Origin of the sequence: Pseudomonas sp. UMAB-40 (assembly GCF_900095275.1) — a bacterium.
In the GTDB taxonomy this organism is placed as follows: domain Bacteria; phylum Pseudomonadota; class Gammaproteobacteria; order Pseudomonadales; family Pseudomonadaceae; genus Aquipseudomonas; species Aquipseudomonas mandelii_B.
In genome coordinates this window covers 212,307-234,577 of the sequence record NZ_LT607561.1, presented here as the reverse complement: position 1 = coordinate 234,577, position 22,271 = coordinate 212,307, and the positions used below count along the sequence as shown (strand labels likewise).

The window sequence follows — 22,271 nt, the reverse complement described above, 5'->3', positions numbered from 1 at the left end:
AATGGTGCCGCCGGACCATGATCGTCAAAGGCTGGCCATGACGATGCGAATTATTTCGCGCCCAGCGCCAGTTTGGCGACTTGTGGCGCAGGCTGGTAGCCCGGAATGACCTGACCGTCGGCCAAAACGATGGCCGGTGTGCCGTTCACGCCGATCGACTGACCCAGGGCGAACTGCTTGGAAACCGGGTTATCGCACTTGGCGGCCTTGATTTCCTTGCCGTCGACCATTTTGTCCATGGCGGCTTTCTTGTCTTTCGAGCACCAGACCGCTTGCAGCTGTTCGTCACCCGGCGAGCCCAGGCCCTGGCGCGGGAACGCGACGTAACGCACTTCGATGCCGCGCTTGTTCAGCTCCGGCACTTCGGCGTGCAGTTTGTGGCAGTACGGGCAGGTGGTGTCGGTGAACACGGTGATGTGCGATTTGGTTTCGCCGATCGCCGGGTAGACCACGGTTTCTGCAACCGGGATGGCGTTGACCAGTTTGGACACGCCCAGGCGTTCGGTCTTCTCGGTCAGGTTGACCGGTTTGCCGTCCTTGAGCTGGAACAGGTAGCCCTGCACCACGTATTGGCCGTCGGCGCTGGCGTAGAGCACGCGGCTGCCTTGCAGTTTGACTTCGTACAGGCCCGGCAACGGACTGGCGGAGATGCTTTCTACGGGTACTTCCAGCTGGAGGTTTTCCAGGCTTTTACGAATGGCTTTGTCGGCCGCGTCATCGGCGACGGCAAAGGTACTGACCAACGCAATGGCTGCGGCGGCGAAAATCTGGATCAGACGCATGAGAACTCCTGAAGGCGGACAAATGGGACGATCAGAACGCCCGTGCCGAAACACCGGGTCATAACCGCCCATCGTGCAAACCGGCAAAGCCTACCACATAAGGCCCCTGTGGCCGACTCCGGCTGACGCAACACACATAATGGTGCGCATTTGATAACACTTATTGGGGCGAGGGAGCTTGCTCCCGCTCGACTGCGCAGCAGTCGTAAAACAGGCACCTCGATTTTCCTGATTAACCGTGGTCCATGGTTTTGGGGTCGCTTCGCGCCCCAGCGGGAGCAAGCTCCCTCGCCACGACGGGCCACTGCCCTCCATCTCGGGTTCTGTCAGCCGCGCGGGTGGTGTTTGGCGTGCAGGTCTTGCAGTCGGGCGCGGGCGACGTGGGTGTAGATCTGGGTGGTCGACAGGTCGCTGTGGCCGAGCAGCATTTGTACCACACGCAAGTCGGCGCCGTGGTTGAGCAGGTGTGTGGCGAAAGCGTGACGCAAGGTGTGCGGCGACAGTGACTTGCCGATCCCGGCGACCTTGGCCTGGTGCTTAATGCGGTGCCAGAAAGTCTGACGGGTCATCTGCTCGCCCCGCTGGCTGGGGAACATGACATCGCTGGGACGTCCGCCAAGCAATTCTTGGCGACCATCACGCATGTAACGCTCGACCCAGACAATCGCCTCCTCGCCCATGGGCACCAGACGCTCCTTGCTGCCCTTGCCCATCACTCGCAGCACGCCTTGACGCAGGTTGACCTGTTCCAGTGTCAGGCTGATCAGCTCCGTCACCCGCAAGCCGCACGCGTAAAGCACTTCAAGCATGGCGCGGTCACGCTGACCGATGGCTTCGCTCAAGTCTGGCGCCTTCAGCAGCGCTTCCACGTCTGCTTCCGACAGAGACTTGGGCAGCGGCCTGCCCAGTTGGGGCATATCGACGCGCAAGGTCGGATCGACGGCAATCAGCTTTTCGCGCAGCAAATAACGATAAAAGCCACGCACACCGGAGAGAAATCGCGCGGTGGACCGGGGTTTGTAGTTTTGCTCCAGGCGCCAGGCCAGGTGATCGAGGATCAACTCGCGGCCGGCGTTGATCAACTCCAACCCTTTTTCCTGCAGCCAGCCGTTGAACAGGGCCAGGTCGCTGCGATAGGCATCGCGGGTATTGTCGGACAGGCCTTTCTCCAGCCAGAGCGCGTCGAGGAATTGGTCTATCAGGGGATGATCGATGGCGGGCATAGTGGCTCAGGTCACTGGAAAACTGACGGCAAGTCTTTCATAGCCTGCTGAGGCTTTATAGAGCCTGATGTAAACGCGGTGTGTGATAGATCGATTCGCGGGCAAGCCACGCCCCCACAGGTAAATCGCAGGCAACAAAAAAGCAGCCCGTAGGCTGCTTTTTTCTGCATCGGAAGCTGGACTTAAGCCAGTTTTTCCTTGATGCGAGCTGCTTTACCGGACAGGTCACGCAGGTAGTACAGCTTGGCTTTACGTACGTCACCGCGACGTTTAACGGCCATGCTGTCGATTTGCGGGCTGTAGGTCTGGAAAGTACGCTCTACGCCAACACCGTTGGAGATTTTACGAACGGTGAAAGCACTGTTTACGCCGCGGTTACGCTTGGCGATAACAACACCTTCGAACGCTTGCAGACGCGAACGGTCGCCTTCCTTCACTTTCACCTGAACGACAATGGTGTCGCCCGGGGCAAAGGTAGGGATCTCTTTGGTCATCTGCTCTGCTTCGAGTGCAAGGATGATTTTGTTAGTCATGCTGTGCTCCTAAGGTAAATCGTCGGATCTACCATCGATACGTTGTTAACTATCGTCCCGCTCGCGGATGTATTCCTCGAGCAGCTTCTTCTCTTCTCCAGAAAGCGAGCGGCTTTCCAGAAGATCGGCGCGTCGTTCAAAGGTCCTACCAAGGGACTGCTGTAAACGCCAACGCCGGATATGCGCGTGATTGCCACTTAGCAACACGTCGGGAACACGCTGATCCGCATACACCTCCGGTCGGGTGTAGTGCGGGCAATCCAGCAAACCATCCGTAAAGGAATCTTCCTCGGCGGAGTCCGCATGCCCTAAAGCTCCAGGCAGCAGTCGTGTAACCGCATCGATCAGGACCATCGCCGGCAGCTCGCCGCCAGACAGTACATAGTCGCCAATCGACCACTCTTCATCGACATGAGCCTCAATAAAACGCTCGTCAATGCCTTCATAGCGGCCGGCAATCAGGATCAATGCATCCAGATTCGCCAACTCGCGCACCGCCGACTGAGTCAGTTGACGGCCTTGGGGGGACAGGTAAATCACCTTCGCCGCCTCCCCGGCTGCTGCCTTGGCCTGAACCAGAGCATCTTCCAGGGGCTTGATCTTCATCACCATGCCCGGACCACCGCCAAATGGGCGATCGTCCACAGTGTGATGTCGATCCGTCGTGTAGTCTCGCGGATTCCAACAGGTGAGCTGCAACAGCCCCTGTTTCACCGCACGACTGGTGATGCCGTACTCGCTGATGGCGGAAAACATCTCGGGAAACAAACTGATCACTTCTACGCGCAAGTTAGCCACGCTTAGAAGTCCGCATCCCATTCCACCTTCATCTCGCCTGCGGCAAGGTCGACGGCCAACACACATTGCTCCGTATAGGGCAACAGGCGTTCGCGATCATCCAGGCTGCCAGCGCAAGGCTTGACCACCATTACATCATTGGCGCCGGTTTCCAGAAGATGATCGATTTTCCCGAGCAGTTGCCCGAGTTGATCAATGACCTTCAGACCTTCCAGCTGGTACCAGTAGTACTCGCCGTCGGTCAATTCAGGGAACAGGTTGCGCGGCACGCAGATCTCATAACCGGCCAGAAGACGAGCTTCTTCACGATCATCAAGACCCTTGAGCTTTGCGACCAGGAACTTGTCGTTCCCACGTCCGCTGACCAGCTCGACCTGTTTCACATTGCCTTCGCGCTTGAGCGTCCAGGTTTTGTACTGCAACAGGTTTTCAGTCGGATCAGTAAAGGAATAAACCTTCACTTCGCCGCGAACGCCATGAACAGAATAAATCTTGCCGATAACGATCAAATCATCAGCAATGGCAGGCGTCGCGTTCATATTGCTCAGGCCGCAGCCTTAGATGCATCCTTCAACAACTGAGCAACACGCTCAGAAGGTTGTGCACCAACGCTCAGCCAGTAGGCTACGCGCTCTTGGTTCACGGACAGGCGGACTTCTTGACCACGAGCAACAGGGTTGAAGAAACCAACCTGTTCCTTGTGCGAACCGTCGCGCGGGTTGCGGCTGTCGGTTACGGTCAAGTGGTAAAACGGGCGCTTTTTGGAGCCGCCAAGGGCAAGACGGATTGTTAGCATGTGAACATCGTTCCTGTAGTCGGTGCTGCAAATCTAAAGGCACAGCGGGCATAGGTGCCCGAAAGGCCGCATATTCTAAGGAATATCCGGACTTTTGCAAATGACTTTTTCCGGCGGCCTTCCGGTCGCCATCAAGATTTGCTATAGAGCCGTCGTTGAAAACGGCCAGTCAGCTCCCGCCAAGTGCGGGTTTGCTGGAGTTCCCACATTGCTGTGGTACTGCGCCGACATGACTGCCGGCGCGGATTCTTTACATTTTCGGCATGCCGCCGCCGGGCAACATACCGCCCATGCCGCGCATCATTTTGGCCATTCCGCCTTTCGCGGAGAATTTCTTCATCATCTTCTGCATCTGCTTGTGCTGCTTGATCAAGCGACCGATGTCCTGCACCTGGGTGCCGGAACCCATGGCGATCCGGCGTTTGCGCGAACCGCTGATCAGCTCAGGGTCGCGGCGCTCGGCCGGGGTCATGGAATTGATGATGGCTTCCATCTGCTTGAACTGTTTCTCTGCCGCGCCCTGGGCATTGCCCATTTGCGCCAGATTGACGCCGCCGATGTTCGGCAGTTTGTCCATGAGGCCGCCGAGGCCGCCCATGTTCTTCATCTGCTGCAGCTGATCGCGGAAGTCTTCGAGGTCGAAGCCCTTGCCCTTTTTCAGCTTCTTGGCCAATTTGTCGGCCTTGTCCTTGTCGAGGGTCGCTTCCGCCTGCTCGATCAGACTGAGCACATCGCCCATGCCGAGAATGCGCGAAGCAATACGCTCAGGGTGGAACGGTTCGAGCGCATCGCTCTTCTCGCCCATACCGATGAACTTGATCGGCTTGCCGGTGATGGCGCGGACCGACAGCGCGGCACCGCCACGGGCGTCGCCGTCGACCTTGGTCAGGATCACACCGGTCAGCGGCAATGCATCGCCGAAGGCCTTGGCCGTGTTGGCGGCGTCCTGGCCGGTCATGGCGTCGACCACAAACAGGGTCTCGACCGGGTTGATCGCGGCGTGCAATGCCTTGATCTCGCCCATCATCTCTTCGTCGATGTGCAGACGACCGGCGGTATCGACGATGACCACGTCGATGAATTTCAGTTTCGCTTCTTTAATGGCCGCTTGCGCGATGTCGACCGGCTTCTGGCTCAGGTCGGACGGGAAGAAGGTGACGCCGACTTCACCGGCGAGCATTTCCAGCTGCTTGATCGCCGCCGGACGGTAAACGTCCGCGGACACGACCATGACCGACTTCTTCTTGCGCTCTTTAAGGAAGCGCGCGAGTTTGCCGGCGGTGGTGGTTTTACCCGCACCCTGCAAACCGGCCATCAGGACCACGGCCGGTGGAACGGCGCTCAGGTTCAAGTCTTCGTTGGCGGCGCCCATCAGGCTTTCGAGTTCGGCCTGGACGATCTTCACGAAGGCCTGGCCCGGCGTCAGACTGCGAGACACCTCGGTGCCGACGGCGCGCTCCTTGACCGAATTGACGAAGTCCTTCACCACCGGCAAGGCGACGTCGGCTTCGAGCAACGCCATGCGCACTTCGCGCAGGGTGTCTTTGATGTTGTCCTCGGTCAGCTTGGCCTTGCCGGTGACATGGCGCAGCGTCTGCGAGAGACGGTCGGTTAAGTTTTCAAACATTGCGCGATCCTTTCAGGCCCTGTGTAGACCGGGATAATGGCGGCCCAGACCGGAATAAACATGTGCTCGGCGAGCCTGCGGCGTGGGCAGGTCGCGGATTATAGCGAAGACTGCGTCTGGCGGACACCTCGTCGTCAGGTTGCATGGTCTTTCGTGCTACGGGGGTTCTATGCCAAACTCAGCGCCTTTCGGGCTTGCCTAACAGGATTTATGCTCCCCTTGTCACCCAGTTTGCTGACTACCCTCGCCGCCGCCTGCTTATACGCCGCTGCGACTATCTATCAAGGCACTCGCCTGGCCACTGGCGCCAAGGCGAACAAACGCCTGCTGGTCACGCTCGGCGTGCTTGCCGTGCTGGCCCACAGTGCCAGCCTGCTCGCCCACCTGCTGACCCCGATCGGCCTGGGCCTGGACTTTTTCAGCGCCGCCAGCCTGATTGCCGCAGCGGTCATCACCCTGACCCTGCTGGCCTGTTCGCGAATCCCGGTGGAAAACCTGCTTATATTGCTGTTCCCGCTCGGCGTTGCCACGGTGCTGCTGGCGCAGTTCGCCCCCGCCGGCACGGTGCAGGTCATCGACGAAGAGCCGGGCATTCTCGCGCACATCCTGCTGTCGATCCTTGCTTACGGCATGTTCACCATCGCGATGTTTCAGGCCTTGCTGCTGCTGGTGCAAGACCATCAGCTCAAGCACAAACACCCGTCGGGCCTGATCAAGAACTTCCCGCCGCTGCAAACCATGGAAAGCCTGTTGTTCGGCTTTCTCTGGGCCGGCTGGACCCTGCTGTCGTTGTCGCTGCTCTCTGGCTGGCTGTTCGTCGACAACCTGTTTGCCCAGCACCTGGTGCACAAAACCTTGCTGGCTTGCCTGGCCTGGATCGTCTTCAGCGTGCTGCTATGGGGCCGTAACCGCCTCGGCTGGCGCGGACACAAGGCCATTCGCTGGACCCTCGCCGGTTTCTGCCTGCTGATGCTGGCGTACTTCGGCAGTAAGCTGGTCCGTGAATACATCCTGCACATCTGACGGGCGGCATTAATGGACGACTTGCCCATAGGGCCGATGCTCGCGGTATTGGCCCTGCTGATTTTATGGTCGGGGCTGTTTACCGCCGTCGAAACGGCGCAACAGCACTTGCTGGCCCAGCGCACCGCCTCGCGTTCCAGCGACAAACCGGTCGCGAAACTGAGCTTCCCGCTCAACAGCCTGATTTTCTGCAATACCTTGTGCCGCGCACTGGCAGTGGTCATCAGCACCTTGCTGGCGATCTTCATCTGGGCGGAAAACGGTCCATGGATTGCCTGCCTCGGCGCCGGAGTCGCGCTTTTGGTGTTCTCCGACTACCTGCCGCGCGCCCTCGCCGTGCGCTATCCCGACGCCGTCCTGGCCCTGGGCAACACGCTGCTCGGTGCTCCACTGAAAATCATCTACCCGGCCGCCTGGCTGCTCAATGGCTTCACCCGGCTGCTGATGCGACCGTTTGCCCGCAAGGTCAAAGTGGTGCAACAGAGCGAAGACGAGAGCCCCAACGAGCGCAAGGACGATCACGATCAAGCCGTCTGCCGCCCGCACCCGCTGTCGGGCATCCACGCGCTCGACAACATCACGGTCAACGACATCCTCGTGCCCCGCAGTGACGTCGACGGGATCAACCTCGACGACTCCCTTGAAGAGATCATCGAGCAACTGCGCAACAACAAGCGCACACGCCTGCCGGTGTTTCACAGCGACATCAACCAGGTCGAAGCGGTGCTCAATACCCGGCAGATCCGCCACTTGCTACCTGATGCCAGCCTGACCCTCGAAGCGCTGCTGGCCGCCAGCCACGAACCGTACTTCGTGCCGGAAAGCACGCCGCTGCAACTGCAACTCTTGAATTTCCACAAACAGCAGCGGCGCCTGGGCATGGTGGTCGACGAGTACGGCGAAGTGCTCGGCATCGTGACCCTGGAAGACATTCTCGAAGAAATCGTCGGCGAATTCGAAAGTCAGCACAGCCTGGACAACCCGCATATCCATCCGCAGGCCGATGGGCGACTGATGATCGAAGGTGCGGCGTCGATTCGCGAATTGAACAAGAGCCTGGGCTGGCACCTGCCCAGCGACGGCCCGAAGACCCTGAACGGCCTGGTGACCGAGGCGCTGGAAACGATTCCGGACAGCGCGGTGTGCCTGAAGATCGGGCGTTATCGCCTGGAAATTCTGGAGACGGAAGACAACCGCGTTACGCGCGTGCTGATCTGGCATACCAGCTCGGTTCCAGCCGTTGTCTAAACCCTGACACCTGCCTGGGGTGTGGGGTTTATCTGTGGCGAGGGGGCTTGCCCCCGTTGGGTCGCGAAGCGGCCCCAGCATTCTTTCAGCCAAATCACATTGTCAGGTTTACGACTGCTGCGCAGCCGAACGGGGGCAAGCCCCCTCGCCACAAAAACCATCACTCAGCCCAAGCCACTTGTTTGATCGTTAGCCACCTTCCTATAATCGAATCCGCTTACCCAAGCCCCCGCCGAACCACGTGCTTACCCCGCACGCAGCAGGTTCCGGCCAGACCATCGGCATTATCCGCACCACACCGACGACTGTTCCTACCTTGAGCAGCGGCCGCGCCTCACTCCCACATCCCTGGGTGTTCGACCATAATAATTCGCTCCACTGGGGCACATGACTGTCAGGGATAACCGCATGACGACCAGCACGACTTATAGCGACGCGCCTACCCAACCGACGAACTCCGCCACCCGCGTGGCCACGGCGAGTTTTATCGGCACCGCCATCGAGTTTTACGACTTCTACGTCTATGCCACCGCTGCGGCGCTGGTGATCGGCCCGGTGTTCTTTCCGCAGACCTCCGGTACCGCCCAGATGCTATCGGCGTTCCTCACCTTCGGCATCGCCTTCCTTGCCCGCCCCTTGGGATCGGCGCTGTTTGGGCACTTCGGTGACCGCATCGGGCGCAAATCGACATTGGTCGCTTCGCTGCTTTTGATGGGCGTGTGCACCACGCTGATCGGCGTATTGCCCGGTTACGACAGCATCGGGGCCTGGGCGCCGATCCTGCTCTGCGTACTGCGTTTCGGCCAAGGCCTTGGGCTGGGCGGCGAATGGGGCGGTGCGGCACTGCTGGCGACGGAAAACGCGCCCAAGGGCAAGCGCGCCTGGTTCGGCATGTTCCCGCAGCTCGGCCCTTCGATTGGCTTTCTAGCGGCTAACGGCCTGTTCCTGACGCTGGCCATGACACTGAACGACGAGCAGTTCCGCTCATGGGGCTGGCGTATTCCGTTCCTGCTCAGCGCTGCGCTGGTGATGGTGGGCCTGTATGTGCGCCTCAAACTCCACGAAACCCCGGTGTTTGCCAACGCCATGGCACGTCAGGAGCGAGTGAAGATCCCGCTGGTCGAGCTGCTCAGCCAGTACTGGGCGCCGATGCTGCTGGGTGCCGGATCGATGGTGGTGTGCTATGCGCTGTTCTACATCTCGACAGTGTTTTCGTTGAGTTATGGCGTGTCGACACTCGGCTACAGCCGCGAAACCTTCCTCGGGCTGCTGTGCTTCGCCGTCCTGTTCATGGCCGCCGCCACGCCGCTGTCAGCCTGGGCCAGCGACCGTTACGGGCGCAAACCGGTGCTGATCATCGGCGGCGTGCTGGCGATCCTGTCGGGATTCTTGATGGAACCGCTGCTGACCCAAGGCTCGACCTGGGGCGTGGCGCTGTTCCTGTGCATCGAGCTGTTTCTGATGGGTGTGACGTTTGCACCGATGGGCGCGTTGCTACCGGAGCTGTTTCCAACGCATGTGCGGTATACCGGCGCGTCGGCTGCCTACAACCTGGGCGGAATTGTCGGGGCCTCGGCGGCGCCGTTCTTCGCGCAGAAACTGGTGGCAATGGGCGGTTTGAGTTATGTCGGCGGGTATGTGTCGGGGGCGGCGGTGCTGAGTTTGATTGCGGTGCTGTGCCTGAAGGAGACGCGGCATAACGATTTGAATCGGGTTGCCTGATAAGACGCCATCGCGGGCAAGCCCGCTCCCACAGAATTTCAGGTGTGCACAAAATTTGTGATCAACCGAAAACCCTGTGGGAGCGGGCTTGCCCGCGATAGCCGCGACTCGGTTTACAGCTCTACCACGACAGCCTGAGAAGCACGGGTCGCTTTTGCCCGTGCAGCTTCAATCGACTCATCCCGCGCCAACGCCACGCCCATCCGGCGCTGGCCATTGACCTCAGGCTTGCCGAACAGACGCAACGCCGTGTCCGGCTCGCTCAACGCAGCACCGAGGTTGGCGAACGCGGTCTGGGTCGACTGCCCTTCTACCAGAATCACCGCCGAAGCCGATGGCCCGAACTGACGGATCAACGGAATCGGCAGGCCCAGGATTGCCCGTGCGTGCAGCGCAAACTGCGACAGGTCCTGGGAAATCAGGGTCACCAGACCGGTGTCATGCGGGCGCGGCGAGACTTCGCTGAACCACACCTGATCACCTTTGATGAACAGCTCGACGCCAAACAGGCCACGACCGCCCAGCGCTTCAGTGACGGCTTTGGCAACGCGCTCGGATTCGGCCAGGGCAATCGGGCTCATGGCTTGTGGCTGCCAGGATTCCTGATAGTCGCCCTTCTCCTGACGGTGGCCGACGGGCGCGCAGAAGGTCGTGCCGCCGACGTGACGCACGGTCAACAGGGTGATTTCGTAGTCGAAGTCGATAAAGCCTTCGATGATCACGCGACCTTTACCGGCACGCCCGCCTTCCTGAGCGTAATCCCAAGCGGTTTTCACGTCTTCGGCGCTGCGCAGCAGGCTCTGGCCTTTGCCCGATGAACTCATCACTGGCTTGACCACGCACGGGAAGCCCAGATCCTGTACGGCCTTGCTGTAGTCCTCGAAGGTGTCGGCGAAGTGGTACGGCGAGGTCGGCAGGTCCAGCTCTTCGGCGGCCAGGCGACGGATGCCTTCTCGGTTCATGGTCAGCTGCGCGGCGCGCGCGGTCGGGATCACGGTGAAGCCTTCGGCTTCCAGCTCCACTAGGGTCGCGGTGGCGATGGCTTCGATTTCCGGCACGATGAAGTGCGGCTTCTCGGCTTCGATCACAGCACGCAGGGCGGCGCCGTCGAGCATGTTGATCACGTGGCTGCGATGCGCAACCTGCATGGCCGGCGCGTTGGCGTAACGGTCGACGGCAATCACTTCAACGCCCAGGCGTTGCAGCTCGATTACCACTTCCTTGCCCAACTCACCACAGCCACACAGCAATACGCGGGTCGCGGTTGGCGACAATGGAGTTCCGATACGGGTCATCTCAGGTCCTCAAGAAGCGGATCATCGAGGGTCGCGGCGCCTGGCGCGCGTCCCATGGGGAGAAAGCGCGGCATTTTACATGAACCGCAAGGTTTGGCTTCAGCTGGCGACAGCCTGTTTGCGCAAGCGCCAGGCCATGATCAGCCACACGACCGTCACGCCGGCGAACTTGGAGCCCATGGCGGTAAGGATCACGGCCGGGGTGAAGGCATCGATCATGCCGAAGAAGATGAAGGTGTCGAGGGGAATGCTCAGGGCCGAACTTATCCACAGGCGATCATGCAACGGGCGTTTGGTGATGCTGAACACCAGCCAGTCGATGCATTCGGACACCGCGAAGGCCGTGGCGCTGGCCAGCGCGATGGACGGATCGGAAGTGACATACGACAGGACCAGCGCTGCAAGCATCGCCGCGATCGCGCCGTGGCCGAAGCGGGTTTGCACCATATCGCGCAAGACAAACACCAACCCACCCCAGGCCGACCAGATGATGTCCAGGTGCGGGGCGGTGGAAAAGGCGTAGTTGATCAGCACGACGCTGCTGATGTAGGCGATCAGGAAGAACATGGGGTGGCGGGATACCTGTCAATTTGGCGCACAGATTACTTTATCTCGGGCTCACAATTAACCCGGTGGCGAGGGAGCTTGCTCCCGCTGGCGCGCGAAGCGGCCCTGAAATCAGGGGGCGCGGTGTGTCAGGTTGAATGTGTTTGTCATCTATGGGGCTGCTTCGCAACCCAGCGGGAGCAAGCTCCCTCGCCACAAAAAACCTCATCAGCCACAAAAGCTCACAAGGCTCACAAGGCTCACAAGGCTCAGGAATCGGATCTGGAAGGCAGCATCCAGATCAACCCACTCGACTTCGCCCGCTCATGACACAGCCCCAACACCCTGCGGCGTTCTTCGTTGTCCATGCGACTCCAGCGTGTGATTTCTTCGACCGTGCGCTGACACCCGGTGCAAATATCATCTTCGTCCAACGCGCAGATGTTCACGCATGGCGAGAGGACCGGTCGTTCGGTGGCGTTCATTCTTCCTGCTCGACCAGATCACGGGCGTAACGCTGCGAATTGTGCACATAGTGCGCAGCGCTGGCCTCCAGCATTTTCTTTTGCGGCTCGGTCAGCTCACGCACCACTTTGCCAGGCGAGCCCATGACCAGCGAACCGTCGGGAATCTCCTTGCCCTCGCCGATCAGCGAGTTGGCACCGATGATGCAGTTCTTGCCGATTTTTGCGCCGTTGAGAATCACGGCATTGATACCGATCAGGCTGTAATCACCCACGGTGCAGCCATGAAGCATGGCGTTGTGGCCGATGGTTACGCCGGTGCCGATGGTCAGCGGGTAGCCCATGTCGGTGTGCATCACCGTGCCGTCCTGGACGTTACTGTTCTTGCCGATCAGGATCAGTTCGTTGTCGCCACGCAACACGGCGTTGAACCAGACGTTGGCGCCCTCTTCCAGTTTGACCTTGCCCACCAGCACGGCATTGGGTGCTACCCAGCTCTGCGGATGGGTTTCGACGCGGGCGTCGCCCAGGCGATATTTCATCTTATTGTCCTCAAGGCTCAGGCAGCCGCGTTTCACGCCATACGAACGATGGCTTCAAGTATTGATATAGCTTTTGGGCGGGTGATGCAGACTGATGTCGGCGTCATAGAGTAGGTTGATCAACTCGACGATCATGATCGCCGTCAGGCCCCAGATTTTGTACTCGCCGTAACGATAACTCGGCACGTACCAACTGCGCCCCTGGTAGTCGATGCGGTGGGTGTGTTCCCGCGGATCCTCACGAAAGAACTCCAGAGGTACGCTGAACACGGCGGCGATCTCGGCATCGTTGGCCAGGTATTCGACAAAGTCCGGAATTACCCCGACATAAGGCGTGACCTTGATGCCGTGCAAGGAGATCAGCGGGCTCAGGGGTCCGATCACTTCGACCAGCCCCGGCGGCAAGCCGATTTCTTCTTCGGCCTCCCGTAGCGCGGTGAAAATCAGGTCCGGGTCTTCGGGGTCGCGTCGCCCACCGGGGAAGGCGACTTCTCCGCCATGGGTCGAGAGCCCGCTGGCGCGCAGGGTCAGAACCAGTTCCGGTTCGTCACTGCGGGTGATGGGCACCAGCACCGCGGCTTCGGGGAAACGTCGATCAGATTCCAGGGTACGCGGCGTGTGGTTGCTTACCCGGTGAAGTAGCTCGTCCAGCATGAGTCTTCTCGATTTATTCGCTACCTTGCATCATGCACCAATCGCACCGGCCGCCCAACCCCATAACCACTGCATGTCGCTAAACGACAACTTGCCGACAGGCACCGCCGCACGCCAAGATAGGCGCAGCATTCAGGAACCCCAGCATGAAATTTTGCAGTCAGTGCGGCAACCCGGTCACCCAGCGCATCCCCGAAGGCGACTCGCGCCTGCGTTTTGTCTGTGACAGCTGTCAGGCGATTCACTATCAGAACCCCAACATCGTCGCCGGCTGCGTGGCGACCTGGGGCTCGAAAGTATTGCTGTGCCGACGCGCCATCGAGCCTCGGCTCGGTTACTGGACCCTGCCCGCCGGTTTCATGGAAAACGGTGAAACCATCGAGCAGGCAGCCGTTCGCGAAACGGCCGAGGAAGCCTGCGCGCGGGTGCGCAACCTGAGCATCTATACGCTGATCGACGTGCCGCACATCAGTCAGGTGCATGTGTTCTTTCGCGCGGAGCTGGTGGACCTGGATTTTTCCGCCGGTCCCGAGAGCCTGGAAGTGCAGCTTTTCGACGAAGCCGACATCCCGTGGTCAGAGTTGGCTTTCCGCACGGTGGGCCGTACCTTAGAATGCTTCTTCGCTGACCGGCGGACCGAGGTCTACCCCGTGCGATCCGAGTCGATCCCGCCGCTTGCTCAGCCTGCCATCACCTAAAGTCCTGGCTCCAGAATCACCTATAACTAAATAGTCGCGACACCTCTCAGGGATATCGTTTCAATGCGCTGGTTGCTTGCCGTGTTTTGCTTGTCGTTCGTCACCCTGTCACAGGCTTCCGTTGCGGAAACCCTGAACGGCAAAGTCATCGAAAAAGTTCTGGTGCTCAAATCCGCCCACCAATTGCAATTGATCAATGACGGCAAGCCGCTCAAGACCTATCGCATTTCCCTGGGCAAACGGCCCAAGGGACCAAAACTGATGGAAGGCGACAAACGCACGCCCGAAGGTTTCTATTGGCTGGACTGGCGCAAGGTCAGCGATAAATTCAACCTGGCGATGCACATCTCCTACCCGAACATCAGCGACTCTGCCCGTGCCCGGCGTGAAGGCGTCGAGCCTGGCAGCATGATCATGATCCACGGCACACCGGACACCGAAGAAAACCCGGAAGACCTGTTCCACACCCTGGACTGGACCGACGGCTGCATTGCCATGCGCAACATGGACATGCGTGAGGTCTGGGGCCTGGTGCCGGATGGCACGATGATCGAGATTCGTCCGTAATCCTGTGGCGAGGGAGCTTGCTCCCTCGCCACACAAAGCCACCTGCTGCTCTCTAGCTACGTGTCTGACCGCGACCTTCGGTCGCTCCTCGAAAAATAAACTCAAAAGATCGCAGCCTGGGACAACGCCTGCCGGGAAGATACCAATCTCCCCGGCAAGCGTTGTCCCAGGCTGCGATCTTTGTGTTCAAAACCCTCACCTCTAATACCACTTAATACCAAACCCTAATCCAAACCCTAAACAGGGCGGGCTTTCTCACGCCAACAGCAAAGTACTGGCATTGACATGGTATTCAAGTGGTATTAATTTTCAGCCATTCGCGGAACACAACACTCCAATATCCGCATCGGACATCCCTGACATGAATGACCTCCAGGCCCTACGCCCTGACGACACCCAGCCCACGCCCCTGTACCTGCAACTGGCGCGCAATCTGGAAGCGGCGATCCATGCCGGGCAATGGAAAGCCGAGCAGGCCATGCCTTCGGAGCGCAACCTCAGCGAGCTGCTGGGCATCTCCCGCGTCACCGCCCGCAAGGCACTGGAAGTCCTGTTCGAACAGGGTCTGATCCGCCGTAACCAAGGCTCCGGCACGTTCATCACGCCGCGTTTGGAACAACCGCTGTCGCGCCTTTCGGGTTTCAGCGAAATGCTGCGCCTCAAGGGCTTCGTTCCCGGCTCGCAATGGCTGGAGCGCGAGATCACCCCGCCGACCCACGAAGAACTGATCCGCCTCGGCCTCTCGCCCAACGACAAGGTCGCGCGGCTCAAACGTCTGCGCAAAGCCGACGACACGGTGATGGCGATCGAGATGAGTACCCTGCCCGCCTCGATCATCCCCAAGCCGCAGGCGGTGGGCGATTCCCTCTACGAATACCTCGACGGCATCGGCAAACCGATCGTCCGCGCGCTGCAACACATCCAGGCGATCAACGCCTCGGACGAATTCGCCGCCCTCGTCGGCATCGCCCCCGGCACCGCCATGCTGCTGATGACCCGGGTTGGCTACCTGGAAGACAACACACCGATCGAAGTCACCGACACCTACTGCCGCAACGATTACTACGACTTTGTTGCAGAGCTTCGTCGATAACCTGCTTCGCCGCTAAAACCGAGAACCGATCATGTCCGAAGACAACATCCTCACCGCCCACGGCTGGGTTCGTGGCCGGCTGATCCACGAACACGGCAAGGTCGTGTCCATCGAAGGCGTGCCGTGCAACCCGGCTGACAACGACTTGCCCTATCTGCTGCCCGGCTTCATCGACCTGCACGTCCATGGCGGCGGCGGCAAAGACATCATGGAAGGCGCAACCGCCTTCGAAACCATCAGCAAGACCCACGTGCGCTTCGGCACCACGTCGCTGTTGGCGACCACCATGACGGCGCCGCCGGAAGAGATTTCCAGCGTGCTCAAAGCCGTCGGCGAGTTCTGCGAGCAGCGGCCAACAGGCTGCGCCCGGGTACTCGGCGTGCACCTTGAAGGCCCGTACATCAATCCCGGCAAACTCGGTGCCCAGCCGAACTTTGCCCACACCGCGCTGATGGCCGAAGTCGAGGACTATCTGGCGCTAGCACCGATCCGCGTGATCACCATCGCCCCGGAAATCGCCGGCCACGATGCCTTGATCCGCACCCTCAGTGCGCGCGGCATCCGCATGCAGATCGGCCACACCCTCGGCAGCTATGAGGAAGGCGTCGCCGCGCTGGCGGCGGGTGCCAGTAGTTTCACTCACCTCTACAACGCCATGAGCCCGCTGCATCATCGCGAGCCGGGCATCGTCGGTGCGGCGCTGGCCCACGCCAAATACGCCGAGCTGATCCCGGACTTGCTGCACGTGCACCCCGGCGCCATGCGCGTGGCCCTGCGCGCGATCCCGTGCCTGTATTGCGTCACCGATTCCACCGCCGCTGCCGGCATGCCGGACGGTGAATACAAGCTCGGCAGCCACACGGTCACCAAGTGCCTGGGCGGCGTGCGCTTGCCCGACGGCACCCTGGCCGGCAGCACGCTGACCATGGATCAGGCGCTGCGCAATCTGGTGAAGATCGGTTTGCCGATCGCCGAGGCGTCACAACGTCTTTCGCAATTCCCCGCCGACTACCTCGGCCTCCCCGAACGCGGCCGCCTGCAACCTGGCAGCTGGGCCGACTGCGTGCGGCTGGATCGATCACTCACACTCACCGCCGTCATGGTCGAAGGAGAAGACATTGACTTCAAAAATGCTTGAAGAGGCGCTGTCCTCGTTCGAGGCCGTGCAAGCCCAACTGCAGCAACTCGACCCGCAGATGTTCGAGATCGCCGGGCGCCTGCGCCGTCAGCCGCCGCAAGTGGTGATGACCGTCGCTCGCGGCAGTTCAGACCACGCCGCCAGTTACTTCGCCTACCTGACCATGCAGCAACTGGGCTTCCCGGTGGCGTCGCTGCCGATGTCGGTGGTGACCATGCTGCAAGCACCGTTGAAGGTCAGCGGCCAAGTGGCGTTTGCGTTCTCGCAGTCGGGGCAAAGTCCGGATCTGGTGAACAGCCTGCGTCTATTGCGCAAACGCGGTGCCCTGAGCATTGCCATGGTCAACGCCGAAAGTTCGCCGCTGGAAGCCGCGTGCGAATTCAGCCTGCCGCTGTGCGCGGGTACAGAAAGCAGCGTCGCCGCCACCAAAAGCTTTATCGCCACCCTCAGCGCCAGTGCCCGTCTGATCGCCCATTGGAAAGAAGACGTGGAATTGCTCGAAGCCGGCAACACCTTGCCGCAAGGTCTGCGCGAGGCGGCGCAACAGGATTGGAGCCTGGCCATCGACGTCTTGCGCGATTGCCAACGCTTGATGGTAATCGGCCGAGGTGCCGGTTTTGCCATCGCTCAGGAAGCAGCCCTCAAGTTCAAGGAAACCTCGGCGATTCAGGCCGAAGCCTTCAGCAGCGCCGAAGTGCGTCACGGCCCGATGGCATTGATCGACGAGAATTATCCCCTGCTGATCTTCGCTCCACGGGGTGCCGAGCAGGCCGGTTTACTGAACCTTGCTGCTGACATGCGCCAGCGCGGCGCTCGCGTTCTGCTGGCCGCACCGGATGACATTGCCGAGCGCGACCTCACGCTGACCCGGGCCGAACACCCGGCCCTTGACCCGATTCTGGCGATCCAGAGTTTCTACGTCATGGCCGCTGGTTTGGCCGTGGCCCGTGGCATGGACCCGGACCAGCCGCGGCATTTGAGCAAAGTGACGCGCACACACTAAGTCCGCCCCGAACGATTTCCTGATGAGACCGAGCCATGCATAACAACAATAAAGAGCTGACCCTCAACGCCCCGCTCAGCGGCCCGGTGCTCACGCTCGCCAAAGTCCCGGACCCGGTGTTCGCCAGCGGCGCGATGGGCGACGGGATCGCCATCGATCCACTGAACGACACCCTTCACGCCCCCTGCGCCGGCGTCGTGGTGCACGTCGCCCGCAGCGGTCACGCCGTCACCTTGCGTGCCGATAACGGCGCCGAATTGCTCCTGCACCTGGGCCTCGACACCGTCGAGTTGCAGGGCGAAGGCTTCTCGATGCTGGTCAAGGAAGGCGCCCGCGTCAGCAACGGCCAGCCGCTGTTGCGCTACGACCTGGACAAGGTCGCGCAGCAGTGCAAAAGCCTGGTCAGCCTGATGATCCTGACCAACAGCCAGGCGTTTCAGGCGCGGCCCATCACGCTGAAATCGGTGAAGGTCGGCGACCCGCTGCTGCACATCATTCGCCGGGCAGCGCCGGGCGCCCAGTCAGAGGTGGACCTTTCGGGTGAAGCGCATTTCGGCCACGTGCGCATCGCTCATCGTGGCGGTCTGCACGCTCGCCCGGCCGCACTGATTCGTCAGACCGCGCAAGGGTTCAAGAGCAAATCGCAGCTGCATTTCGCCGGCAAATCGGCGACCTGTGACAGCTTGATCGGGCTGATGAGCCTGGCCGTCGGCGAGCAGGAGGAAGTTCAGGTCAGCTGCCAGGGCCCGGATGCCGAAGCGGCGTTGCAAGCATTGCTGATCGCCTTGTCCACCGCGTTGGCCGAAGAAAGCCATGCCGCTGCGCCTGCGCCGATCACCCGACGCACTCGGACTGCCGAAGCGGGCGTGCTGCACGGTGTTTGCGCCGCACCCGGTCTGGTCGGTGGGCCGTTGTTTCGCTTGAATGCCATCAGCCTGCCGGTAGATGACGGCGGCCACGACCCCGAGCAACAGTTGCACGCCCTCGATACCGCACTGACCGTCGTGCGCAGCGAAATCGAACACACTCTGGCCCAGGCGAGGAAACACAAAAACACTGACGAAGAAGCGATCTTCACCGCGCACCTCGCCTTGCTCGAAGACCCGGCGCTGCTGGACGCGGCCAACGCCTGCATCGTTCAAGGCATGGCCGCGACGCACGCCTGGAGCCAATCGATCGACGTGCAGTGCGACGTCCTTCAACAACTCGGCAGCGCGTTGCTGGCCGAGCGCGCCAACGATCTGCGCGACCTCAAGCAACGGGTGCTGCGCGCCTTGCTCGGCGAAGCCTGGCATTACGACGTACCGGCCGGCGCCATTGTCGCCGCCCATGAACTGACACCGTCGGACTTGCTGCAACTGAGCGAGCAAGGGGTCGCCGGGTTGTGCATGGCCGAGGGCGGCGCGACGTCCCACGTCGCAATTCTGGCGCGGGGTAAAGGTTTGCCGTGCCTGGTTGCGCTGGGTTCGGCGCTGCTGGATCAGGCGCAAGGCCAGGCGGTGGTGCTGGATGCCGACGGTGGTCGTCTCGAATGGGCGCCGACGGCCGAACGCCTGGCCGACGTGCATCAGGCACAACGTGATCATCAGCAACGCCGTGCGCTTCAACAATCACAGGCTCATACCCCGGCACTGACACTCGATGGCGTGCACATCGACGTCGCCGCCAATGTCGCCTCCAGCGCAGAAGCCGCAGACGCGCTGGCCAACGGCGCCGATGGCGTCGGCCTGCTGCGCACCGAATTTCTGTTTGTCGACCGCAACACCGCTCCGGACGAACAGGAGCAACGCCTCGCCTATCAAGCCGTGCTCGACGCCATGGGTGAAAAGTCGGTGATCATCCGCACCATCGACGTTGGCGGCGACAAGCAGCTCGACTACCTGCCGTTGCCCGTCGAAGCCAATCCGGTGCTCGGCTTGCGCGGTATTCGCCTGGCTCAGGTGCGGCCGGAATTGCTCGATCAGCAACTGCGCGCACTGTTGCACGTCAGCCCGCTGTCACGCTGCCGGATCCTGTTGCCGATGGTGACCGAGGTCGATGAGTTGCTGCACATCCGCCAGCGCCTCGATGCGTTGTGCCTCGAACTTGGGGTAAATGAACGCCCGGAGCTGGGGGTGATGATCGAAGTCCCGGCCGCCGCCCTGCTGGCCGAGCAATTGGCCGAACACGCGGACTTCCTGTCCATCGGCACCAACGATTTGTCGCAATACACCTTGGCGATGGACCGCGACCACGCCGGCCTGGCCTCGCGCGTCGACGCCATGCACCCGGCCCTGCTGCGGCTGATCGCCCAGACCTGCGCCGGTGCGGCGGTGCATAACCGTTGGGTTGGCGTTTGCGGTGCACTCGCCTCTGACCCGCTGGCCACTCCCGTTCTGATCGGCCTGGGCGTCAGCGAGTTGTCGGTGAGCCCGGTGCAGATCGGTGAAATCAAGGATCGCGTGCGCCACCTCGACGCCGCGCAATGCCGACGCATCAGCCACGACCTGCTCAAGCTGAGCAGCGCCGGGGCGGTGCGTCACGCCTGTCACCAGCAATGGCCTCTGAGCTGAAAACTACAACAACTCTCAAATAAAAAGAGCACAGGGAGAACCGCCATGTACCAATATTTCATCGAGGGCCTGCAACGCCTCGGCCGAGCGTTGATGCTGCCGATCGCGATCCTGCCGATTGCCGGCCTGTTGCTGCGTCTGGGTGACACCGACCTGCTGAACATCGCGATCATCCATGACGCTGGCCAAGTGATCTTCGCCAACCTGGCGATGATCTTCGCCATCGGCATCGCGGTCGGTTTCGCCAAGGACAACAACGGCACCGCTGGCCTCGCCGGGGTGATCGGCTACCTGGTGATGATCTCCACACTCAAGGTGCTGGATGCGAGCATCAACATGGGCATGCTCGCCGGGATCGTCAGCGGCTTGATGGCCGGCGCGCTGTACAACCGCTTCAAGGACATCAAGCTTCCGGAGTACCTGGCGTTCTTTGGCGGCCGGCGCTTCGTGCCGATCGTCACCGGCTTCGCTGCCGTTGGCCTGGGCGTAGTGTTTGGTTTGATCTGGCCGCCGATCCAGCACGGCATCAACGGCTTCGGCACATTGATGATGGAGAGCGGCAGCATCGGCGCCTTCGTCTTCGGCGTGTTCAACCGCCTGCTGATCGTCACCGGCCTGCACCACATCCTCAACAACATGGCGTGGTTCGTCTTCGGCAACTTCACCGACCCGACCACGGGTGCCATGGTCACCGGCGACCTGTCGCGCTACTTCGCCGGTGACCCGAAGGGCGGCCAGTTCATGACCGGCATGTTCCCGGTGATGATCTTCGGCCTGCCCGCCGCCTGCGTGGCGATGTACCGCAACGCCCTGCCGGAACGCCGCAAAGTCATGGGCGGGATCTTCCTGTCGATGGCGCTGACTTCCTTCCTGACCGGCGTCACCGAACCCATCGAATTTGCGTTCATGTTCCTCGCACCGTTTCTGTTTTTGCTCCATGCGCTGCTGACGGGGTTATCGATGGCGATCACCAATGCGCTGAACATCCACCTGGGTTTCACCTTCTCCGGCGGTTTCATCGACATGGTGCTCGGCTGGGGCGAATCCACCAACGGCTGGCGGGTGGTGCCGGTGGGGTTGGCGTATGCGGTGATCTACTACGCGGTATTTGATTTCTGCATCCGCCGCTTCAACCTCAAGACGCCAGGGCGTGAAGACGTGCCGACGGGTGAGAAGGTTGTGGTCACCGAGAATGAACGCGCCGGGGCGTACATCAAGGCGCTGGGCGGGGCGCAGAATCTGATTACCGTGGGCGCGTGTACGACGCGGTTGCGGCTGGACATGGTGGATCGCAACAAGGCCAACGATGCCGAGTTGAAAGCACTGGGGGCGATGGCGGTCGTGCGCCCCGGCAAGGGCGGGAGCCTGCAAGTGGTGGTCGGGCCGATGGCGGACAGCATTGCCGATGAGATTCGCTTGGCGATGCCGGCACTGGGGCGTGCGCTTGTTTCTTCCCCTCCTGCCGTTGTCGATGCGCCTGCACCGGCAGCTGTAGCAAAATCGGAGGCGCAGCAATGGCTGAAGGCATTGGGTGGTGGAGACAACGTGTTGCAGATGGATTGCGTGGCCATGACGCGGATTCGGTTGCAACTGGCGGATGGCAAGGCGTTGTTGGAGGGTGATTTGAAGGCGCTGGGTTGCCAGGGGGTCAGTCAGCTTGAAGGCGGTGTCTGGCACCTGGTGATTGGTGACAAGGCATCGAGTTTGAGTGATGCGCTGGAAGCGTTGGTCAATCGCAGTGAGGTGAGTGCCAAGGTGTAGATCTTCGGCGTTTGGCAATCCGTCATCGCGAGCAAGCTCGCTCCCACATTGGACCTGTGTACACCGAACCATTGTGGGAGCGAGCTTGCTCGCGATGAGGCCTTCAGCATCTCTGCTAATTTTCAGGCCATAAAAAACCCGCTGATCTTCATCAGCGGGTTTCTCATTTCAGCAGCAGGCAGATCAAAAATCTTCCAACCGCCACA

Annotated in this window: 22 protein-coding genes; 10 read left to right on the top strand and 12 right to left on the bottom strand. The window is 60.9% G+C overall.

What is annotated here, in order from left to right:
* Positions 1 to 50: 50 nt before the first annotated feature.
* The 7 genes from dsbC to ffh all read right to left on the bottom strand — a co-directional run bounded on the left by dsbC (position 51) and on the right by ffh (position 5,759).
* Complete coding sequence (gene dsbC / locus K0F88_RS17305; protein ID WP_219095835.1) at positions 51 to 782, bottom strand: bifunctional protein-disulfide isomerase/oxidoreductase DsbC; 732 nt, start codon at positions 780 to 782, stop codon at positions 51 to 53.
* Between the two features lie 326 nt (positions 783 to 1,108).
* Positions 1,109 to 2,005 (bottom strand): site-specific tyrosine recombinase XerD, encoded by an 897-nt coding sequence (gene xerD / locus K0F88_RS17300; RefSeq protein ID WP_010462986.1) that lies wholly within the window; start codon positions 2,003 to 2,005, stop codon positions 1,109 to 1,111.
* Positions 2,006 to 2,187: 182 nt separating this feature from the next.
* The gene (rplS, locus tag K0F88_RS17295; RefSeq protein ID WP_003175895.1) at positions 2,188 to 2,538 is read right to left on the bottom strand and encodes a 50S ribosomal protein L19; all 351 of its coding nucleotides are present in this window, start codon (positions 2,536 to 2,538) and stop codon (positions 2,188 to 2,190) included.
* A gap of 45 nt (positions 2,539 to 2,583) precedes the next feature.
* Positions 2,584 to 3,357 carry a tRNA (guanosine(37)-N1)-methyltransferase TrmD gene (gene trmD / locus K0F88_RS17290; protein WP_154503229.1) on the bottom strand — a complete coding sequence of 258 codons (774 nt, stop codon included), beginning with the start codon at positions 3,355 to 3,357 and terminating at the stop codon, positions 2,584 to 2,586.
* Positions 3,339 to 3,875 carry a ribosome maturation factor RimM gene (gene rimM / locus K0F88_RS17285; protein ID WP_010463008.1) on the bottom strand — a complete coding sequence of 179 codons (537 nt, stop codon included), beginning with the start codon at positions 3,873 to 3,875 and terminating at the stop codon, positions 3,339 to 3,341. Before rimM ends, trmD begins: the two co-directional genes overlap by 19 nt.
* A 5-nt stretch (positions 3,876 to 3,880) precedes the next feature.
* Positions 3,881 to 4,132, bottom strand: coding sequence for a 30S ribosomal protein S16 (gene rpsP / locus K0F88_RS17280; RefSeq protein WP_010463010.1), 252 nt, complete (start codon positions 4,130 to 4,132; stop codon positions 3,881 to 3,883).
* A gap of 250 nt (positions 4,133 to 4,382) precedes the next feature.
* Positions 4,383 to 5,759, bottom strand: coding sequence for a signal recognition particle protein (gene ffh / locus K0F88_RS17275; RefSeq protein WP_162438271.1), 1,377 nt, complete (start codon positions 5,757 to 5,759; stop codon positions 4,383 to 4,385).
* Between the two features lie 210 nt (positions 5,760 to 5,969).
* Between ffh and K0F88_RS17270 the strand changes: the two genes are divergently transcribed.
* The 3 genes from K0F88_RS17270 to K0F88_RS17260 all read left to right on the top strand — a co-directional run bounded on the left by K0F88_RS17270 (position 5,970) and on the right by K0F88_RS17260 (position 9,752).
* Entirely contained in the window at positions 5,970 to 6,782 is an 813-nt protein-coding gene (locus tag K0F88_RS17270; protein WP_219095834.1) for an inner membrane protein YpjD, read from the top strand.
* A gap of 12 nt (positions 6,783 to 6,794) precedes the next feature.
* Positions 6,795 to 8,030 carry an HlyC/CorC family transporter gene (locus K0F88_RS17265; RefSeq protein ID WP_219095833.1) on the top strand — a complete coding sequence of 412 codons (1,236 nt, stop codon included), beginning with the start codon at positions 6,795 to 6,797 and terminating at the stop codon, positions 8,028 to 8,030.
* Positions 8,031 to 8,438: 408 nt separating this feature from the next.
* On the top strand, positions 8,439 to 9,752 hold the full coding sequence (locus K0F88_RS17260) for an MFS transporter (RefSeq protein WP_219095832.1): 1,314 nt from the start codon (positions 8,439 to 8,441) through the stop codon (positions 9,750 to 9,752).
* A 113-nt stretch (positions 9,753 to 9,865) separates the two neighbouring features.
* Here the strand turns inward: K0F88_RS17260 and purT are convergent, their stop codons facing one another.
* The 5 genes from purT to K0F88_RS17235 form a co-directional block, all read right to left on the bottom strand.
* On the bottom strand, positions 9,866 to 11,047 hold the full coding sequence (purT, locus tag K0F88_RS17255) for a formate-dependent phosphoribosylglycinamide formyltransferase (protein ID WP_219095831.1): 1,182 nt from the start codon (positions 11,045 to 11,047) through the stop codon (positions 9,866 to 9,868).
* A gap of 99 nt (positions 11,048 to 11,146) precedes the next feature.
* A complete protein-coding gene (locus K0F88_RS17250; RefSeq protein WP_010463021.1) occupies positions 11,147 to 11,614 on the bottom strand; it encodes a preQ0 transporter in 468 nt (155 codons plus the stop codon).
* A 248-nt stretch (positions 11,615 to 11,862) separates the two neighbouring features.
* Entirely contained in the window at positions 11,863 to 12,078 is a 216-nt protein-coding gene (locus K0F88_RS17245; protein ID WP_010463023.1) for a DUF1289 domain-containing protein, read from the bottom strand.
* Positions 12,075 to 12,599, bottom strand: coding sequence for a gamma carbonic anhydrase family protein (locus K0F88_RS17240; protein WP_007954617.1), 525 nt, complete (start codon positions 12,597 to 12,599; stop codon positions 12,075 to 12,077). Before K0F88_RS17240 ends, K0F88_RS17245 begins: the two co-directional genes overlap by 4 nt.
* Before the next feature lie 54 nt (positions 12,600 to 12,653).
* A complete protein-coding gene (locus K0F88_RS17235) occupies positions 12,654 to 13,253 on the bottom strand; it encodes a CoA pyrophosphatase (protein WP_219095830.1) in 600 nt (199 codons plus the stop codon).
* Between the two features lie 146 nt (positions 13,254 to 13,399).
* Between K0F88_RS17235 and K0F88_RS17230 the strand changes: the two genes are divergently transcribed.
* The 7 genes from K0F88_RS17230 to nagE all read left to right on the top strand — a co-directional run bounded on the left by K0F88_RS17230 (position 13,400) and on the right by nagE (position 22,065).
* Complete coding sequence (locus K0F88_RS17230) at positions 13,400 to 13,951, top strand: NUDIX hydrolase (RefSeq protein ID WP_094468950.1); 552 nt, start codon at positions 13,400 to 13,402, stop codon at positions 13,949 to 13,951.
* Positions 13,952 to 14,014: 63 nt separating this feature from the next.
* Positions 14,015 to 14,518 carry a murein L,D-transpeptidase family protein gene (locus K0F88_RS17225; protein ID WP_219095829.1) on the top strand — a complete coding sequence of 168 codons (504 nt, stop codon included), beginning with the start codon at positions 14,015 to 14,017 and terminating at the stop codon, positions 14,516 to 14,518.
* A 361-nt stretch (positions 14,519 to 14,879) separates the two neighbouring features.
* Positions 14,880 to 15,611, top strand: coding sequence for a GntR family transcriptional regulator (locus tag K0F88_RS17220; protein WP_010463034.1), 732 nt, complete (start codon positions 14,880 to 14,882; stop codon positions 15,609 to 15,611).
* A gap of 31 nt (positions 15,612 to 15,642) precedes the next feature.
* Complete coding sequence (nagA, locus tag K0F88_RS17215; RefSeq protein ID WP_219095828.1) at positions 15,643 to 16,749, top strand: N-acetylglucosamine-6-phosphate deacetylase; 1,107 nt, start codon at positions 15,643 to 15,645, stop codon at positions 16,747 to 16,749.
* Positions 16,742 to 17,752 carry an SIS domain-containing protein gene (locus K0F88_RS17210; RefSeq protein ID WP_374039722.1) on the top strand — a complete coding sequence of 337 codons (1,011 nt, stop codon included), beginning with the start codon at positions 16,742 to 16,744 and terminating at the stop codon, positions 17,750 to 17,752. The genes nagA and K0F88_RS17210 overlap by 8 nt, the downstream gene beginning before the upstream one ends.
* A gap of 35 nt (positions 17,753 to 17,787) precedes the next feature.
* Positions 17,788 to 20,304, top strand: a complete 2,517-nt coding sequence (gene ptsP / locus K0F88_RS17205; RefSeq protein WP_219095826.1) for a phosphoenolpyruvate--protein phosphotransferase — start codon at positions 17,788 to 17,790, stop codon at positions 20,302 to 20,304.
* A gap of 45 nt (positions 20,305 to 20,349) precedes the next feature.
* Positions 20,350 to 22,065 carry an N-acetylglucosamine-specific PTS transporter subunit IIBC gene (nagE, locus tag K0F88_RS17200; RefSeq protein ID WP_219095825.1) on the top strand — a complete coding sequence of 572 codons (1,716 nt, stop codon included), beginning with the start codon at positions 20,350 to 20,352 and terminating at the stop codon, positions 22,063 to 22,065.
* Positions 22,066 to 22,271: the final 206 nt, after the last annotated feature.

What these genes read in the sequence shown, in the direction of transcription:
- dsbC (WP_219095835.1), bottom strand. Translation starts at nt 782, where the DNA reads ATGCGTCTGATCCAGATTTTCGCCGCCGCAGCCATTGCGTTGGTCAGT.
- xerD (WP_010462986.1), bottom strand. Translation starts at nt 2,005, where the DNA reads ATGCCCGCCATCGATCATCCCCTGATAGACCAATTCCTCGACGCGCTC.
- rplS (WP_003175895.1), bottom strand. Translation starts at nt 2,538, where the DNA reads ATGACTAACAAAATCATCCTTGCACTCGAAGCAGAGCAGATGACCAAA.
- trmD (WP_154503229.1), bottom strand. Translation starts at nt 3,357, where the DNA reads ATGGGATGCGGACTTCTAAGCGTGGCTAACTTGCGCGTAGAAGTGATC.
- rimM (WP_010463008.1), bottom strand. Translation starts at nt 3,875, where the DNA reads ATGAACGCGACGCCTGCCATTGCTGATGATTTGATCGTTATCGGCAAG.
- rpsP (WP_010463010.1), bottom strand. Translation starts at nt 4,132, where the DNA reads ATGCTAACAATCCGTCTTGCCCTTGGCGGCTCCAAAAAGCGCCCGTTT.
- ffh (WP_162438271.1), bottom strand. Translation starts at nt 5,759, where the DNA reads ATGTTTGAAAACTTAACCGACCGTCTCTCGCAGACGCTGCGCCATGTC.
- K0F88_RS17270 (WP_219095834.1), top strand. Translation starts at nt 5,970, where the DNA reads ATGCTCCCCTTGTCACCCAGTTTGCTGACTACCCTCGCCGCCGCCTGC.
- K0F88_RS17265 (WP_219095833.1), top strand. Translation starts at nt 6,795, where the DNA reads ATGGACGACTTGCCCATAGGGCCGATGCTCGCGGTATTGGCCCTGCTG.
- K0F88_RS17260 (WP_219095832.1), top strand. Translation starts at nt 8,439, where the DNA reads ATGACGACCAGCACGACTTATAGCGACGCGCCTACCCAACCGACGAAC.
- purT (WP_219095831.1), bottom strand. Translation starts at nt 11,047, where the DNA reads ATGACCCGTATCGGAACTCCATTGTCGCCAACCGCGACCCGCGTATTG.
- K0F88_RS17250 (WP_010463021.1), bottom strand. Translation starts at nt 11,614, where the DNA reads ATGTTCTTCCTGATCGCCTACATCAGCAGCGTCGTGCTGATCAACTAC.
- K0F88_RS17245 (WP_010463023.1), bottom strand. Translation starts at nt 12,078, where the DNA reads ATGAACGCCACCGAACGACCGGTCCTCTCGCCATGCGTGAACATCTGC.
- K0F88_RS17240 (WP_007954617.1), bottom strand. Translation starts at nt 12,599, where the DNA reads ATGAAATATCGCCTGGGCGACGCCCGCGTCGAAACCCATCCGCAGAGC.
- K0F88_RS17235 (WP_219095830.1), bottom strand. Translation starts at nt 13,253, where the DNA reads ATGCTGGACGAGCTACTTCACCGGGTAAGCAACCACACGCCGCGTACC.
- K0F88_RS17230 (WP_094468950.1), top strand. Translation starts at nt 13,400, where the DNA reads ATGAAATTTTGCAGTCAGTGCGGCAACCCGGTCACCCAGCGCATCCCC.
- K0F88_RS17225 (WP_219095829.1), top strand. Translation starts at nt 14,015, where the DNA reads ATGCGCTGGTTGCTTGCCGTGTTTTGCTTGTCGTTCGTCACCCTGTCA.
- K0F88_RS17220 (WP_010463034.1), top strand. Translation starts at nt 14,880, where the DNA reads ATGAATGACCTCCAGGCCCTACGCCCTGACGACACCCAGCCCACGCCC.
- nagA (WP_219095828.1), top strand. Translation starts at nt 15,643, where the DNA reads ATGTCCGAAGACAACATCCTCACCGCCCACGGCTGGGTTCGTGGCCGG.
- K0F88_RS17210 (WP_374039722.1), top strand. Translation starts at nt 16,742, where the DNA reads ATGCTTGAAGAGGCGCTGTCCTCGTTCGAGGCCGTGCAAGCCCAACTG.
- ptsP (WP_219095826.1), top strand. Translation starts at nt 17,788, where the DNA reads ATGCATAACAACAATAAAGAGCTGACCCTCAACGCCCCGCTCAGCGGC.
- nagE (WP_219095825.1), top strand. Translation starts at nt 20,350, where the DNA reads ATGTACCAATATTTCATCGAGGGCCTGCAACGCCTCGGCCGAGCGTTG.